Below are 15,676 nucleotides of genomic sequence, written 5' to 3'. Positions count from 1 at the left end.
GAGGGGGGGCAGCTGGCTAGCGAAACGCAGCTGCTCACCAAGTATGCCGCCATGCGCAGAAGCGAACGATCGACGATGGGCATGCGATCGAGCGCCCAGTTCTCGCTCGCTTCGATGATCTGAGCATCGATAGCGTCCTTGTTCTCGGTCGCGCCATCGATCAAACGGCGCGCATACTTGGTGAGCAGCTGCGTTTCGCTAGCCAGCTGCCCCCCATCGATGATCTTCACAGGGTCCTCTTCCAAGATCTCGCTCTGGTAGAGTACCTGCACAGCCATACGACGGCCTTCAGAGCGATCGTGTTGTTGCTTTTCAGCCATACGCGAGCTTAATCCTGGAACAGGATGGCATCGACGTGGATGTCGACACGATCGACCGTATATCCCGTTTGAGACAAGATCGCATCTGCGATCGCCACTCGAGCATCGGAAGCGATCTTGTTGAGCGAATAGCCATCGAAGACCGTGAGCACTACGCTCACGTTGATGGTGTTGTCAGAGACTTGGTCCACTGTCACACCATGCTTATTGTGCTTACCGAACAACGAGCGGATCTTCGAAGGAGAAGTTCCTACAGACGCAACACCCTCAACGTCGTTGAGCGCGAGCGCGACGATGGTGTCGAGCACATCTGGCGCGATAGCCATACCAGTTGGTTGAGTGTCTGCCATTTACTCATCACCCATTTCAGTTTCGATGAAGTCGGTAAAGACCCTACCCTCGATGAAAGCGGGGTTCTCAAGAACTTGAAGATGGAACGGGATCGTGGTCTTGATGCCCTCGATCTCGAATTCCTGGAGCGCACGCTTGCCGCGCTCGATAGCTTCTTCACGGGTAGCGCCCCATACGATGACCTTAGCGACCATCGAATCGTAATAAGGCGAGATGCGATCACCCTGCGAAATATAAGAATCGACGCGCACGCCAGGCCCGCCAGGAACCTTGAACTTCGTGATGGTGCCAGGGCACGGACGGAAATCGTATTCTGGGTCTTCTGCATTGATGCGGAATTCTATAGCGTGGCCATTCGGCGTGAAGGGAGCTTCCTCAACGCAAGAGATCGGTTCGCCAGAAGCGATGCGCAACTGCTCTTTGATGATATCGGTGCCAGTGATAGCTTCCGAAACAGGATGCTCCACCTGCACGCGGGTATTCATCTCCATGAAGTAGAAGCGACCATCCTGATCGAGCAGGAATTCGATAGTGCCCGCATTCTCATACCCCGTAGCGCGGACCGCCTTGATAGCGGCAACGCCCATAGCACGGCGCGTTTCATCGTCGAGCGCAGGAGAAGGAGCTTCTTCGAGCAGCTTCTGATGACGACGCTGGAGCGAACAGTCACGCTCGCACAGTGAGATGCGATTACCATACTTGTCTGCAAGGATCTGGACTTCAACGTGGCGCGGACGCAACACGAGCTTCTCAAGATAGACATCGCCATTGCCAAATGCTGCCAGAGCTTCGGTCTTAGCAGCGGTGAACTGGCTTTCCAATTCATCTTCGCTATGAACTTCACGCATGCCCTTGCCGCCGCCACCAGCGCTCGCCTTCACCAGGATGGGATATCCTGCCGATTCAGCGAATGCGCGAGCCTCTTCCACGGTCTCGACCACACCATCAGAACCAGGAACGGTAGGAACGCCACAAGCCTTCATGGTCTCACGAGCTTGCGCCTTGTTGCCCATGGCTTCGATGCTCTCAGGCGATGGACCGATGAAGACGATGTCGTTGTCGGCGCAAGCGCGCGCAAAATCGGCATTTTCGGCCAAGAAGCCATAACCAGGATGGATAGCATCCGCACCCGTATTGATGGCTGCGGCAATGATCGAAGGAATGATGAGATAGCTTTGGTTCGCTGGCGCAGGACCGATGCATACTGCTTCATCAGCATATTGCACGGGATACGTGTCGGCATCCTCAGTGGAATAGACGGCGACCGTCTTCACACCAAGCTCCTTGCAGGCGCGCATGATGCGCAGCGCAACCTCTCCCCTGTTCGCGATCAGAACTTTATTGAACATCTAGGCACTCTCCGGTCCGATAGCATCGTGGGAGTTGTGCGGTTCGATCCAGAACAGCGGCGTGCCGAATTCGACGGGCGTTGCATCTTCGAGGCAAACTTCACGAACAGTGCCCATCTCTTCACTGGTGATCTCATTCATGAGCTTCATCGCTTCAACGATGCAAAGCGTCTGATTAGCAGAGACTTCATCGCCCACCTGAACGAAAGGAGGCTCGCCAGGAGCTGGGGATGTATAGAACGTACCGACCATCGGAGCCGTGACGCAGTGCCAGGAAGCTGGGCGCGCAGGTGCAGCGTCCGCAGTAGGAGCAGCAGCTTCAGGTGCGGCAGCAGCCACGGCTGCAGGAGCCGCTTCAACGGGAGCTGCGATCACTGGTGCAGCCGCGGAAGGAGTACCGGGCATACGAACCGCGATACGGTAGCCTTCTTCTTCAACGACGATCTCGCCGACGCCGCTCTCTTCGGCCACACGGACCAATTCGCGAATCTGATTGATATCCACGTAATCCTCCTCTTTGGTTTGGCTCGATTCCTCTTGCAGCAGGAAATCGACCTTTTCAGATGTGCGATGCTTGCTAAGGTAAGTGCGTGCCTCGTTCGGGAACAGGGCATACATCAAAACGTCTTCTTCTGACTTCGCCAGATCACCGATCTCTTCTTCGAGTTCGGCGAACGTCGTGGTGACCAGCGACCCTGGTGCGGTATTGGGATCGAGCACTTCGGAGTCTCCCACCACCTTGGCCACGATCTCTTGGTCCATGGGACCAGGAGCTTTGCCGTAGTAACCGCAGATATAGTCTTTCATCTCCTTGGACACGACGCTCCAGCGCTTGCCCGTAAGGACATTGAAGACCGCCTGAGTGCCTACGATCTGAGACATAGGCGTAACGAGCGGCGGATAGCCGACCTCTGCACGAACGCGTGGAATCTCTTCCATGACCTCGTCAAGACGATCGAGGGCATTCTGGATCTCGAGCTGGCTGACCAGGTTCGACATCATGCCACCAGGGACCTGATGGGAATAGACCTTCATATGCGTGAGCGAAGAGACGCCGCGCTTATAATGACCGCGCTTGCGCACTTCCTCCCAATATTCAGAGATCTCGAAGAGCAAGCCAAGATCAAGGCCAGTGTCATAACGGCTTTCCTCGAGCGCTGCAACGATCATCTCGACGGCTGGGTGAGAGTTACCGAACGCCAGCGGTGCACTAGCGGTATCAGCGATAGCGGCGCCTGCTTCGGCGGACTTGATGATATTCGCCGGAGCCATGCCACCGACATAGTGGCAGTGGACATGAACAGGCAGGCCGATCTCAGCGTTGAAGGCCTTCACGATGCGCTCGGTACGATACGGGGTGAGCATGCCAGCCATATCCTTGATGGCGATGGAGTCTGCACCCAGGTCTTTGAGCTGCTGGCCATATTCCAAGAAGCTATCCAGCGTGTGAACAGGAGAGATGGTATAAGAGATCGCGCCTTCGAAGTGCGCGCCGCATTCTTTGATCGCCTCAGCGTTATCGACCACATTGCGAATATCGTTCAGTGCGTCGAATACGCGGAAGACATCGATGCCATTGCGATGAGCGGCCTCGATGAAGCGGAAGCAGACTTCGCGCGAATAATGCTTATAACCGACCAGATTCTGGCCGCGCGAGAGCATGGACAAACGGGTGTTGGGCGTCTTCGACTTGATCAGCCTGAGACGATCCCAGGGATTTTCGTCGAGGAATCGCAGGCAGGTGTCAAAAGTTGCACCGCCCCAGGCTTCGATAGCCCAATATCCAACGCGATCCATCTTGGGCAAAATGGGCAGCATGTCGCCGATGGACATACGGGTAGCCCAAAGGCTTTGTTGTCCGTCGCGGATCGTGGTGTCCATAAGTTGCAGCTTTGCCAAGTGACTCGCACCTCCTTGATCACAGAGCACCCGTGCGTGGGTGGCTTGATGGTGAACGATTATTATACGACACGAGGCGCATAACGCGCCTCGCAAATACTGGTATTTTAGGTGAGTTCAACCGAGATTAAACACGGGTGACATAACGACCATCACGCGTATCGATGCGCAGGATATCGCCGTTATCGATGAACATGGGAACCTGGATGGTCGCGCCCGTTTCCAGGGTTGCTGGCTTGGTACCACCCTGGACCGTATCGCCCTTGAAACCGGGTTCAGTGTCGGTCACCTCAAGCTCAACGAACATCTGAGGCTCCAGACCGATGAGTTCATCACCTGCATAGAGCAGTGTGACCTCGTCGTTTTCCTTGAGCCACTGTTCGGTCTCTCCCACGATATCGGCCGAAAGTGCGATCTGATCATAGGTGTTGGGGTCCATGAAATGGAAATCTGCACCATCATTGTAGAGGTACTGCATGACCTTCTTCTCAAGGCGCAAGGATTCGAACTTGGTGCCTGAATTGAAGGTGTAGTCGACCACGCGACCCGAACGGATGTCACGCAGCTTGGTGCGAACGAACGCACCGCCCTTACCTGGCTTCACATGCTGGAATTCAATGATGACCCAGAGCTTATCCTTATATTCGATACACATTCCGTTACGGAAGTCTGCGGTAGAAATAGCCACTACGGTTCCTCGATTCTTAGATTCTATGGGGCGTTATCGTGGGTCTATTATAACCATGTCGTGGGTGCTTTGGGTAAGAACCTGAAAGCCTGATTCGGTGATCACCCCAAAATCTTCAAGTCTCATGCCGAATTCACCCGGGATGTAGATGCCTGGTTCTACGGTGACCACGGCACCGACAGGCAGCGGATCGCCATTACGGGGAGAAAGCGAAGGGTCTTCATGGATGTCGATCCCAAGACTATGACCAAGACCGTGCCCCATGGTCTTTGCGAACCCGTGCTGCGCCAAAATGGATTCCGCCAGCTCATGGATCTGAGCGCCTGTCTTACCAGCCCGCAACGCTTCCTCGCAGCGCTCGTTCGCTTCCCTGATAGCCTCCCATGCCGCGCGCATCTTCTCATTCGGTTCCCCCACGAACACCGTGCGCGTCATATCTGAGCAATAGCCGTTATAACGCGCCCCGAAATCCATGACGATGGCGTCTCCAGGCTGGATAGTACGATCACCTGGAATAGCGTGAGGACTTGCGGCGTGGCTACCTGTCGCAACGATGGTAGGAAACGCCAGCCCCTCTGCGCCTGCTTCGAACATGAACGCATCAAGAGCTTGCTGGATCTGAGCTTCGCTCATGCCGGGCTTGATGAAAGAGATGATATAGCTGAAAGCATCATCAGTGATCCGTTGCGCCTTGCGCATCGCGTCGATCTCGGATGGAGCCTTGGTTTGCCGCAGCCTCTCAAGAAGCCCGCTCTGTTCGACCAGTTCGATGTGAGTGCTTCCGCCTTCGGCTTCTTTGGCTTCTTGAGCCTCTTGGGCCACACGTTCAAGTTGATGGAATTCGCGCAGCGTGAGCGTATCTTCGAAAGCAACGCGCGCAGCGCTGCCGATCTTCGAGAGCAGGAACGCGGCATGACCTCCTGGCGCAGTCGACACCTCTATAGGTCCGTGGCCCGCGGCCGCCTGAGCAGCTTCACAGTAACGAGAATCGGTATGGAGCCATGCATCTTTGTCTGTGATGACAAGCGCATGGGCGGGTTCGTCGTCGAAGACCGCATCGAATCCAGTGAGCCATTTGATGTTCGAAAGATCGCGCACGTAGAGCGCATCGATGCCAGCTTGAGCGAGCACGTCGCGTACGCATGCAAGTCGTTGTTCGCAAGGAGTGCTTGCTCCTTCGTATCGAGCAGTATCGGCGGTCATGGATCAAGCCTGATCGGCGCACGAAAGGCTCTGCTGCCAAGCCCTCAGATGCTCGAGCACTACATCTGGTTCAAGGCTGACCACTTCCCAATCACCCACATCGCGCGGGAGCACGAAGCGCAAGGTATTCGAACGAACCTTCTTGTCAGAGAACATCAGATCGAGCAGGCGTTCTGGATCAGCTTGAAGATCAAGTGCGGGAAGCCCCAGTTCATCAAGCAGATGGTCTTGGGTCTCCACCAGCGCGAGAGGAGTGCCGCAACATGCAACGCCCAAACGCGCAGCAAAACGCATGCCCTCAGCAACGGCAGCGCCATGAGAATACACCCCATAACCCGCTTCTGTTTCGATCGCATGAGCAAGGGTATGACCATAATTCAAGCATTCACGCACGCCTTTTGTCTCTTGCTCATCTGCCGCGACCACTTGCGCCTTGAACACCACGCTCTTCACCACGGCCTCTTGGACGACATCAGCATTACGTGCCGCCAGCTGATCGGCGTGTTCGCATAGCCAGAAGAAGAAATCGTCAGAATCGATGAGCGCTGATTTCGCGATCTCTGCACAGCCACAAGCCCATTCGCGTTCAGGGAGCGTCTGCAATGTTTCGATATCGGCGCACACATAGAGCGGCTGACAGAACGTGCCGACCAAATTCTTGCCAGCTTCCAGATTGATGGCAGTCTTGCCGCCTACGGAAGAATCGACCATGGAGAGCAAGGTGGTGGGAACCTGCACAACTGGCAATCCGCGCATGAACGTAGAACCAGTGAATCCAGCCAAGTCTCCAATAACGCCGCCGCCAAGCGCGACCACGAGCGAGTCGCGGTTGAGCTTGCAATCTGCCATGGCGTTCCAGATCTCGGCAGCGCATTCGACCGATTTAGCTTCCTCGCCGCTTGGAACTGTGATGACAGAGCAGTGATAGCCAGCATCCTCGAGCGATGCCTTGGTCGCGTTCAGATAATGCTTGGCAACTTCCAGATCCGTGATGATGAGCGCCTTCGGGTTCCGATCAAGACGACGAAGCGCTTCTCCAAGGTTCTGCAGGATACCAGGAGCAACGCGTACATCGTAAGGGCGCTTGCCTGCGATGTCGACGACCACCTTTGCCATGACTAGTCTTCCTTCACCATGACACCGATCTCGAGCAGATGATCGGCGATCTCATGCGCGAGGTCGACCACTGAGCGGCCTTCGGTATTGATGGAATAGTGAGCAGCGGCTTCGTAATTCGGAATGCGCTCGACGATGGTCTTGCGTGCCGTATCGAGGTTCTTGAACATCGGGCGCGAATCGGTATTAGGGATGCGGCGCGCAGCCTCATCCGCTGTTACCTGAAGATAGACCACATGACCGTTCTCGCGCATGATCTGCGCGTTTTCTGGACGCTTGGTGACCACGCCGCCTCCGCAGCCAATAAGGCGAGGGGAACGCCCGGCAAGATCGCGCAGAACGTCGGTCTCGATATCACGGAATACCTCTTCCCCATCTTCGGCGAAGATATCCGCGATGATACGGTCTTCTCGCAACTCGAGATATTCATCGGCATCGATGGATGCGATGCCGTACTGCACCGCGAGCTGCTGGGAGATGCTGGTCTTACCTGCGCCCATGAAACCGATGAAGAACACTGGCTGTGTGAGACGATAGCTTCCAGGATGTGGTTTATGCTCGGTCATGTTTGCCCCCTAGCGCGACATCGTCTTGATGCGCTTCTTGAATGCCTCGATATTTGCTTTGATGTCGGTCATGTTATCGCCGCCGAATTTATCCAGATAGGCTTGAGCGAGCACGAAAGCCACTTCAGCCTCTGCTACCACCGCCGCTGCTGGAACTGCGCACACATCGCTGCGCTCCGTAGAGGCTTTCGCCACCTCGAGCGTATCGATGTTCACCGTGTTCAACGGGTCGATCTGAGTAGGGATAGGCTTCATCGCCGCAGTAATGACCAAGGGCATTCCCGTGGTCATGCCGCCTTCGAGACCACCTGCACGATTGGTAGAGCGCAAGAAGCCCTTCTTCTTGTCCAGGTATATCTCATCATGAGCTTCGCGGCCCATCACCTTCGCGTTCTGGAAACCGATACCGAATTCAACGCCTTTGATAGCAGGAATGGAGAACACAGCCCCACCGAGCTTCGAGGTAAGACGTTCGCGCGATTCTTCGAATCCGCCAAGCGTAGGCAGCAACCCGTTCACCACCACACGGAACGTGCCACCCAAGCTCTGGCCGGATTCGCGCGCTTCATCGATGCGCGCCTTCATGGCTTCGGTGGTAGCTTCATCCGGGCAGCGCAGTTCGCTCATCTCGATGGCGAGCGGACGATAGTCAGCCGCATCGCGGATAGGGTCTTCCTCATCGAGCGTAACGCCACCGATGCAATTCACATAGGAATAGATCCCAACACCTACCTCGGCCAAGAATTCGCGTGCGATACCAGAAGCCGCCACACGGATTGCGGTCTCACGAGCACTCGAACGCTCCAGAATATTGCGACAATCATCCATGTCATTCTTCAGAACACCGAGCAGATCGGCATGTCCTGGACGAGGCGTTACTTCGCGCACCAGATCCTGAGGAGCATCCCCGAAGACTGCCATGCGGTCGGTCCAGTTCACCCAGTCATCATTTTGGATCATGAGCGTGACAGGCGTACCCAAGGTCTTGCCGAAGCGCACGCCAGATAAGATCTGCACGCGGTCCTTTTCGATCTTCTGCCTGCCACCACGACCATAACCACCCTGACGACGCGCCAGATCGGAATTGATGTTCTTCTCCGAGATCGTGAGCCCTGCAGGAACGCCTGAAACGATAGCGGTCAGGGCTGGACCATGGCTTTCACCAGCAGATACGTATTGCATAACCATCCTTTATGGGATCGAAGGCGCTAACGCGCCACTTGCGTGGAGTAAAGTACTTCTCATTCTAGCAAATACTCGTGCGCAAGCCGTGCCGATCTTGCACAAGATGCGGTCGTTCCTACGGATCCTACGCTTGTTCTGTATCGGAGACCGGCTCTGCTTGGGATCGCGGCACATCATCAGGAACGCTGTCTCCTAGCAGAACACGCTCGAAACGACGCATGATCAGCGTATGCTTAAGGTCTTCCTCCACCAGAGGCTGCACCAGATAGGCCTTCATGCCAAGCGCATGAGCTCCTGCTATATCAGTGAACAGCTGATCGCCGACCATGACGGTATCCCCCTTGGTCGCACCGATGAGCCTCATCGCACGCTCATACCCGAACGGTAGCGGCTTCATGGCCTTCGCCACGATAGGCAAGTCGAGCTCTTCTGCCAAGTCGAACACGGCGTCATGGAAATTATTGCTGAGCAGGCAGAGCTTCACGCCCTTGGAACGAGCCTTCGCCAACCAAGCGCGTACGGGAAGAGGGACTTCATGATTGTCGCGACGGAGCAGCGTATTATCGATATCGAGCAGCACGTGATCGAGGTGCAGGCGCAGCAGATCCCATTCGATATCGATCGAGGTGATGGCTGCGAAATACCTATCGGGCTCGAACAGCTTCACGCACTCCCCTTCGCTCCCTGGCTAGCCAGCGATAGCTGCCTGGTGCTCTTCGTAGGTCTGGCTGAAGTAATAGTCAAGGCCGCCCTGACCATTGTCTTTGAAGTAGAAGTAGTAGTATTCGGTGTTCTCAGGGTTGCAAGCTGCTTCGAGCGAAGCGATGCCAGGTGAACAGATCGGTCCAGGAGGCAAACCCTTGTTCAGATAGGTGTTGAAGGGGCCTTCTTTCTTCAGATCATCTGGCGTAGGGTCGCCACCGATGGCATAGGCCGTGGTCGCATCGGACTGCAGGGCCATATCGATATCGAGACGATTGTAGAAGACCGAAGCCACCAGAACCTTGTTGTCGCTTGCTGCTTCGCGTTCGATGATCGAAGCCAAGATGAGCGTTTGATAATCGCTCAGACCTTGTTCGTGAGGATACGAGTAGTTGAGCGAGCGCACCTCTTGTTCGTACTGGGTTAACATCTGGGCAATGACATCATCGGCACTATAGCCCAACACGATCTCATAGGTCTTCGGGAACAGGAAGCCTTCGAGCGAATTGTCGTAGGCATCTTTCACGAAAGAGAAGCGGTCCTGGAAACGCGAAGCGTCGTGAGCTGCCGCAAGGAACTGCTCTTCGGTTATGGTGCCAGCATAGGCCGCCGCAACAGCCTGTGCCGTACGTTCGAGCGTATAGCCTTCAGGGATCACGAAGGTGTTCTCGCTTTGACCAGGTCCTGCGATAAGATGATCGACCACTTCGTTAAGCGGCTCTCCGCCCACGAACACATAGATGCCCGATTTGAGCGAGGAGGCTGCACCGCGACGAGATACTTCATCACTGAAAGCCTTCTGGTTCTCGATGATGCCCGCATCGTAGAGGATCGATGCGATCGCTGGCGTAGTTGAACCTTCGGGGATCTCGATGCGCACTTCCTGGCCATCAGGAGCCATGTTCGGGTTCTTGTCGCAAGATCCCATGCAATTCACCAGACCGAAGATGACGAGCAGGATGGCCACCACCGCAACCGCGATGCCGATATAGAGCGGCTTTTTCGCGCGCTGGGGGCGGATGAGCGTAGTGTCGTACTTGCTGAATTCTCGTTCACCACGCGCATGAGCTGCACGGGCCGCATGATTAGGTTTGCTGGAATAGGTGACCTTTCGATTGAACACGACTTCCCTTTCGTTTTCGATCATTGCCGAGCATCGAGCCACGATTGCAAGAATATCGAGGCCGCGACCATATCTACTTTTCCGCGCATCGCACGTTCGTCAAGACCTTGTTCGCGCAGGATGCGCTTGGCTTCATTCGAACTAAGGCGTTCGTCACAAAATTCGAGCGGAAGCGCCAAACGCTGCGCGATGGCTTCAGCCTGCTTCTTGATCCGCTTCGCTTGAGGCCCTTCTTCTCCGTTCAACGAGAGCGGCAGTCCTGAGAGCAGCGATTCAGGTTCCCAATCCTCTAGTACGCGCTTGAATGGAGCCGCACATGCGAGCACTTCTGCCGTAGGCAATACGCACACAGGCGAGGCTACACGCTCCGCAGGATCGCTGATAGCGATGCCGCAGCGCACTTCTCCGATATCAAGAGCCATGATACGCATGTACCAGCAGTGAGCCTTTCTGGGATAGCCTAAGAAATGCCCAGTTCGGCACGAGCTTTATCGAGCGCTGCAGGGATGCCTGCAACATCTTTGCCGCCAGCCTGAGCCATGTTCGGCTTGCCGCCGCCACCGCCAGCAACGAGTGGTGCGATGGTCTTGATGATAGCGCCTGCATTGAAGCCAGCAGCTACTGCTTCATCAGTGCCAGCAGCGAGCAAGATGGGCTTATCGTCCTTGATGCCGATCATGACCGCAGCGCCAGGGGCAGCCATGCGCGAGCGCACCACATCCCATAGATTGCGCATCATACCTGGATCACGAACATCGACTTGCGCTACCACCACAGGATAGCCTGCTGGAGTCTGGGCCACTTGTTCGAGCATGGCGTTCACGCCATCATCTGCAACAGCGTTCTGCGTACGCTTGAACTTGGTCTGCAACTCCTTGAATGAAGCCAAGTTCGATGCCGCACGTTCAGCAACATCAGCCATGGGCACCGAAAGCACTGAAGCTGCTTGACGAAGCTCAGCCTCCAGACCATTCACATAGTCAAGAGCGCCATAGCTCGTAACCGCTTCGATACGGCGCAGGCTCGCACCAACACTGCCTTCGCTCGTGATCTTCACGAACCCGATCTCGGCCGTATTGTTCACATGGCAGCCGCCACAAAGTTCGCGTGAGAACTGACCGACTTCAACAACACGTACGGTCTCGCCGTATTTCTCGCCAAAGAGCGCCGTAACGCCAGAGTTGCGCGCATCGTCGAGCGACGTTTCGTAACGCGTAGTAGGAATGGCCTGCATGATATAAGAATTCGCAAGCGTTTCCACTTCTGCGATCTGTTCAGGAGTGAGCGCTTCGAAATGTGTGAAGTCGAAACGCAAGCGATCAGGTCCAACATAGCTACCTGATTGCTTGACATGCCCGCCCAATACTTCGCGCAGCGCAGCATGAAGGATGTGCGTACAGGTGTGGTTGCGCGCGATGCAGGCACGGCGCTTAGCATCGACCGAAGCAGTGATCTCTGCACCCACCTCGAGCGCGCCTGTCTCCATCACCACTTTATGGATGAAAAGACCAGCTTCGGGCGATTTGGTATCGACGACATGCGCGTTCGCGTCACTACCGAAGATCAGACCCGTATCGCCCACTTCGCCACCCATCTCTGCATAGAACGGGGTGATGTTCAGGACCACTTCGCCTTCCTGGCCTGCTTCGAGCTTGTCGACCGCCTGGCCATCGTGGACGAGTGCCTGAACGAGCGATGTGGTCTCGAGCTGGTCATAGCCTACGAATTGCGTAGGACCGACCTTCTCGAGCAGCTCCACGTAGATGCCACCATAGGTAGACCAAGCAGCATCCGTATCGTCAACATTAGCCGCGCGAGCTCGGGCGCGCTGCTCATCCATGCAGCGACCAAAGCCCTCTTCGTCGACCGTGATAGAGCGATCGGCGCAGATCTCTTTAGTGACCTCGATGGGAAAACCATAGGTATCATGCAGCACGAAGGCCTGATCGCCTGGCAGTACATTGCCATCGAGCGCATCGAGCGCTTCTTCAAGATAGACCTGACCCTGCTTGAGGGTGGCGCCGAAACGCTCCTCTTCAGAAAGTACGATACGGTCGACCAATTCCTTGTTCTCGATAAGCTCTGGATAGACCGAACCCATCAGTTCGACGATCTTCTCGATATAGTGGCTCATGAACGCGCCTTCGATACCTATCGAATGCGCCTTCATTACCGCGCGACGAAGCAAGCGGCGCAGCACATAGCCACGACCTTCATTGGACGGGAGGATGCCATCAGCGATCATGAAGGTGACCGCACGACTGTGATCTGCGATGATGCGCAAAGCGAGATCAACTTTCGGATCTTGCTTGTAGGTCTTATGGGAGAGGTCCTCTCCTACTGCGATAAGGTCGCGCAGGATATCGGTGTCGTAGTTGTTGTCGACACCCTGCATGATGGCTGCCATGCGCTCAAGACCCATGCCTGTGTCGATATTCTTCTTAGGAAGCGGAACGAGCGTGCCATCCTCCTGGCCGTCATATTGAGTGAAGACGCAGTTCCAATACTCCAAGAAGCGATCGCAATCGCAACCTGGAGCACAATCAGGGCGGCCGCAGCCAACTTCAGGGCCTTGATCATAATAGAGTTCCGAGCACGGACCGCACGGACCAGTAGGGCCAGCGCGCCAGAAGTTATCTTCTTCACCGAGCTTGGAGATGTGGCTTGGATCGACGCCTAAGTCCTTCCATATCTCGATGGTCTCGTCGTCATCTTCGAAGACCGTGAAGTAGAGCTTTTCCATAGGAAGACCGAGCACGTCGGTGGAGAACTCGAGCGCCCACTTGCACATCTCTTCTTTGAAATAATCTCCGAACGAGAAATTACCGAGCATCTCGAAGAAGCTCAGATGCCTTCCTGTGGTGCCGATGATGTCGATATCGTTGGTACGCACGCACTTCTGCACCGTGGTGGTGCCGATGAAAGGCGGTTCAAGATGCTTTTGCTGCAAGAAGTAGGGCTTGAACTGCACCATGCCCGCCGCAGTGAGCAGCAAGGATGGATCGTCAGGGATGAGCGAGGAAGAAGGCATGAGCTTGCACCCCTTCTCCTCGAAGAACTTCAAGTACTTCTCGCGGATCTGAGCGGTGGTCATATATTCCATGGACAACACTTTCTGTCGCGTTTGACGATTAACGTGATTCAATCTTCGTATCATAGCAACACTCTATGAAGGATTGAAGGTGGCTTGCTGCTTGCTGGGACAAGGTTAGCCACACGGCAAACAAGCTACTGATCGAGCTGGTCCGCCGTAACAGGAGGCATCTCGCCGGTAGCATCTGCTAACGGATTCACCTTGCCGCCATCAGAAGGACCTTTCAAGAACACACCGTCGGGCGACAGGATAGGCCTACCAGTGCGCTTCTCGAAATAGTAGACGAAGATCGACTTCGCAGCAGCAGTGAGCGGGATAGCCAGCAGCATACCGATGAAGCTGCCCAGAAATCCGCTCATAGCAAAACCAAGCGCCGAACCGGCCATCAAAGCCAAGATGACCAGCGCCGGATGGATATCGACCGAATTCGACATGAGCTTAGGCGAGATGAAGGTGTAGACCACCTGCTGGATGATGATGGTATAGACCAAGGCGATGATGGCGATGAGCGGACTGACGAAAATGCCCGTGATAGCCGCGAGCGCGCCACCGAGCCAAGGGCCGATGACCGGGATGATGTTCAAGATACCTGCGATCAGACCGAGCGCTGCTGCATTGGGAATGCCCATGACAGCAAAACCGACACCGCAAGCAATGCCGATGATGCCGCATTGGATGATGGTGGCCTTGATGTAGCCGCCCACCACACGCGTGAAGGTGATCTCGAGCATGAGCACGTCTTCTTTGCGCTTCGCTCCTGCGATGCGGAAGATCTCCTTAGCGATCTGAGGAAGCTCGAGCAAGATCCAAAACGCCACGACCAACGCAAAACCCACGACCAGCAAGGTATTGGCTACGCCCGAACCAAAGGCAGCGACCCCTTGGGCGCTTTGAGAGGCGAATCCAGATGCCCAGCTAGCCAATGAGGAGAACGCGCTATCCACATATTCACGGATCGTCTCATCTTGGAAGAATTCGGAGTATTCGTTGTAGATATTGTTCGACCAATCGCGCACTTCATTGATGTAGTGAGGCACGCTCTGGACAAGTGCGTCGAACTGGTTACCGACGCCAAAGAGCGGAGAGAAGACCAAGAGCACGCACCCTGCGAGCACCAAGAACATGATCACATAGGCGATAGCTGTACCGAACATGCGCTTAACGCCGCGTTTTTCCAGCCCGTCAACGATCCCGCGCAAGCAGAACACGATGACCACCGTCCACAGGACGATACCGATAGGAATGGAAAGGATGTTCATGACGATGGTCGTGTAGTAGATGATGACGCCCAACAAAACAATGAGCGAGGCGATGAAGAATGCTCGCCCCGCTTTCAATGTCTTGAGCCCCACTTCTCGAAGTTCCTCGTCTTGAGATTCGGAAAAACGGTCGGATGGATCGACATGTTTCATGTCTAAGCTACCTCGTTATCTAATGTTCGTTGCGTTAGTTACGTGCGTGAGAATCAGTGTTCGCTTTGATCAGAACTGCGTTGCGCAAGTTCGCGGCTGCAGTATTGGTCTTGTCCATGGATTCAGTGCGAAGGGCCTGGGCCTCATCTCGATCGGATGCGCGCTGAACGTTATCTTGCTGCATGGAAGCGACCTTGTCACCAACTACTTCAAGACCAGCATCGACGTTGGTGAGCACCACACCAGCAGTGCCCTCGGTGTTCTTCACTGGGTTGATACGCTCGCGGATCGCAGCCGTAGCCTTTGCGATGATGTTGAGCGGAGCCTGAGTGACCTTGTCCACTGAGCTGGTAGCCTTAGAGACGTTGCCCGTGATATTGTTCAGGTCTTCCATGATCTGATCGACGCGCATGATCTCAAGATTCGCTGCGTCGATAGTGAGCGTGATGCGATCCATGAGCGGATCGACACGACCGACGATGGGCTTCACGTTCGTGACGATCTCTTTCGTATCGTCAAGCAGCGGATTCACCTTTTCGAACACCACGTTGCGGATGATCTTCACCATGATGAACAAGAAGTATGCAAGAGCTGCCAACGCAACTGCGCCAGCCAAACAAAGGATAAACAGTCCGATAGGGACCAGGTTTTCCATAGCTACCCCTTTC

The 15,676-nt window shown here is 55.2% G+C and carries 15 protein-coding genes; all 15 read right to left on the bottom strand.

What is annotated here, in order from left to right:
* Window positions 1–320 (bottom strand): transcription antitermination protein NusB (locus NFR25_RS07015; RefSeq protein WP_251198538.1); only part of this gene is annotated, 320 nt, incomplete at its 3' end.
* A gap of 8 nt (window positions 321–328) precedes the next feature.
* Window positions 329–670 (bottom strand): Asp23/Gls24 family envelope stress response protein, encoded by a 342-nt coding sequence (locus tag NFR25_RS07010; protein WP_251198537.1) that lies wholly within the window; start codon window positions 668–670, stop codon window positions 329–331.
* A complete protein-coding gene (gene accC / locus NFR25_RS07005) occupies window positions 671–2,020 on the bottom strand; it encodes an acetyl-CoA carboxylase biotin carboxylase subunit (RefSeq protein WP_251198536.1) in 1,350 nt (449 codons plus the stop codon). It abuts the gene before it with no gap.
* Window positions 2,021–3,919: an acetyl-CoA carboxylase biotin carboxyl carrier protein gene (gene accB / locus NFR25_RS07000; protein ID WP_251198535.1), complete on the bottom strand. Its 1,899-nt coding sequence runs from the start codon at window positions 3,917–3,919 to the stop codon at window positions 2,021–2,023.
* A gap of 127 nt (window positions 3,920–4,046) precedes the next feature.
* Complete coding sequence (gene efp, locus NFR25_RS06995; protein ID WP_251198534.1) at window positions 4,047–4,607, bottom strand: elongation factor P; 561 nt, start codon at window positions 4,605–4,607, stop codon at window positions 4,047–4,049.
* 33 nt (window positions 4,608–4,640) lie between these two features.
* Window positions 4,641–5,810: a M24 family metallopeptidase gene (locus tag NFR25_RS06990; RefSeq protein ID WP_251198533.1), complete on the bottom strand. Its 1,170-nt coding sequence runs from the start codon at window positions 5,808–5,810 to the stop codon at window positions 4,641–4,643.
* A gap of 3 nt (window positions 5,811–5,813) precedes the next feature.
* On the bottom strand, window positions 5,814–6,926 hold the full coding sequence (aroB, locus tag NFR25_RS06985) for a 3-dehydroquinate synthase (protein WP_251198532.1): 1,113 nt from the start codon (window positions 6,924–6,926) through the stop codon (window positions 5,814–5,816).
* Between the two features lie 2 nt (window positions 6,927–6,928).
* Entirely contained in the window at window positions 6,929–7,492 is a 564-nt protein-coding gene (locus NFR25_RS06980; RefSeq protein ID WP_251198531.1) for a shikimate kinase, read from the bottom strand.
* Between the two features lie 9 nt (window positions 7,493–7,501).
* The gene (gene aroC, locus NFR25_RS06975; RefSeq protein WP_251198530.1) at window positions 7,502–8,674 is read right to left on the bottom strand and encodes a chorismate synthase; all 1,173 of its coding nucleotides are present in this window, start codon (window positions 8,672–8,674) and stop codon (window positions 7,502–7,504) included.
* A 127-nt stretch (window positions 8,675–8,801) separates the two neighbouring features.
* A complete protein-coding gene (locus NFR25_RS06970; protein ID WP_251198529.1) occupies window positions 8,802–9,344 on the bottom strand; it encodes a YqeG family HAD IIIA-type phosphatase in 543 nt (180 codons plus the stop codon).
* 21 nt (window positions 9,345–9,365) lie between these two features.
* Entirely contained in the window at window positions 9,366–10,502 is a 1,137-nt protein-coding gene (gene mltG, locus NFR25_RS06965; RefSeq protein WP_251198528.1) for an endolytic transglycosylase MltG, read from the bottom strand.
* A gap of 20 nt (window positions 10,503–10,522) precedes the next feature.
* Entirely contained in the window at window positions 10,523–10,933 is a 411-nt protein-coding gene (gene ruvX, locus NFR25_RS06960) for a Holliday junction resolvase RuvX (protein ID WP_251198527.1), read from the bottom strand.
* Between the two features lie 29 nt (window positions 10,934–10,962).
* Entirely contained in the window at window positions 10,963–13,605 is a 2,643-nt protein-coding gene (gene alaS / locus NFR25_RS06955; RefSeq protein WP_251198526.1) for an alanine--tRNA ligase, read from the bottom strand.
* Between the two features lie 125 nt (window positions 13,606–13,730).
* Window positions 13,731–15,008, bottom strand: a complete 1,278-nt coding sequence (locus NFR25_RS06950; protein ID WP_251198525.1) for an AI-2E family transporter — start codon at window positions 15,006–15,008, stop codon at window positions 13,731–13,733.
* Window positions 15,009–15,042: 34 nt separating this feature from the next.
* Complete coding sequence (locus tag NFR25_RS06945) at window positions 15,043–15,663, bottom strand: hypothetical protein (RefSeq protein WP_251198524.1); 621 nt, start codon at window positions 15,661–15,663, stop codon at window positions 15,043–15,045.
* Between the last annotated feature and the right edge of the window lie 13 nt (window positions 15,664–15,676).

Origin of the sequence: Anaerotardibacter muris, from assembly GCF_943192915.1 — a bacterium.
GTDB lineage: Bacteria > Actinomycetota > Coriobacteriia > Coriobacteriales > Eggerthellaceae > Anaerotardibacter > Anaerotardibacter muris.
The sequence above is the reverse complement of the archived record's forward strand: the minus strand, read 5'-3'. Positions and strand labels throughout refer to the sequence as shown.

Bases quoted from the DNA above. Each gene is read 5' to 3' on its own strand.
- aroB (WP_251198532.1), bottom strand. From the start codon at position 6,926: ATGGCAAAGGTGGTCGTCGACATCGCAGGCAAGCGCCCTTACGATGTA.
- NFR25_RS06945 (WP_251198524.1), bottom strand. From the start codon at position 15,663: ATGGAAAACCTGGTCCCTATCGGACTGTTTATCCTTTGTTTGGCTGGC.
- NFR25_RS06990 (WP_251198533.1), bottom strand. From the start codon at position 5,810: ATGACCGCCGATACTGCTCGATACGAAGGAGCAAGCACTCCTTGCGAA.
- ruvX (WP_251198527.1), bottom strand. From the start codon at position 10,933: ATGCGTATCATGGCTCTTGATATCGGAGAAGTGCGCTGCGGCATCGCT.
- accC (WP_251198536.1), bottom strand. From the start codon at position 2,020: ATGTTCAATAAAGTTCTGATCGCGAACAGGGGAGAGGTTGCGCTGCGC.
- NFR25_RS07010 (WP_251198537.1), bottom strand. From the start codon at position 670: ATGGCAGACACTCAACCAACTGGTATGGCTATCGCGCCAGATGTGCTC.
- aroC (WP_251198530.1), bottom strand. From the start codon at position 8,674: ATGCAATACGTATCTGCTGGTGAAAGCCATGGTCCAGCCCTGACCGCT.
- NFR25_RS06950 (WP_251198525.1), bottom strand. From the start codon at position 15,008: ATGAAACATGTCGATCCATCCGACCGTTTTTCCGAATCTCAAGACGAG.
- NFR25_RS06980 (WP_251198531.1), bottom strand. From the start codon at position 7,492: ATGACCGAGCATAAACCACATCCTGGAAGCTATCGTCTCACACAGCCA.
- alaS (WP_251198526.1), bottom strand. From the start codon at position 13,605: ATGGAATATATGACCACCGCTCAGATCCGCGAGAAGTACTTGAAGTTC.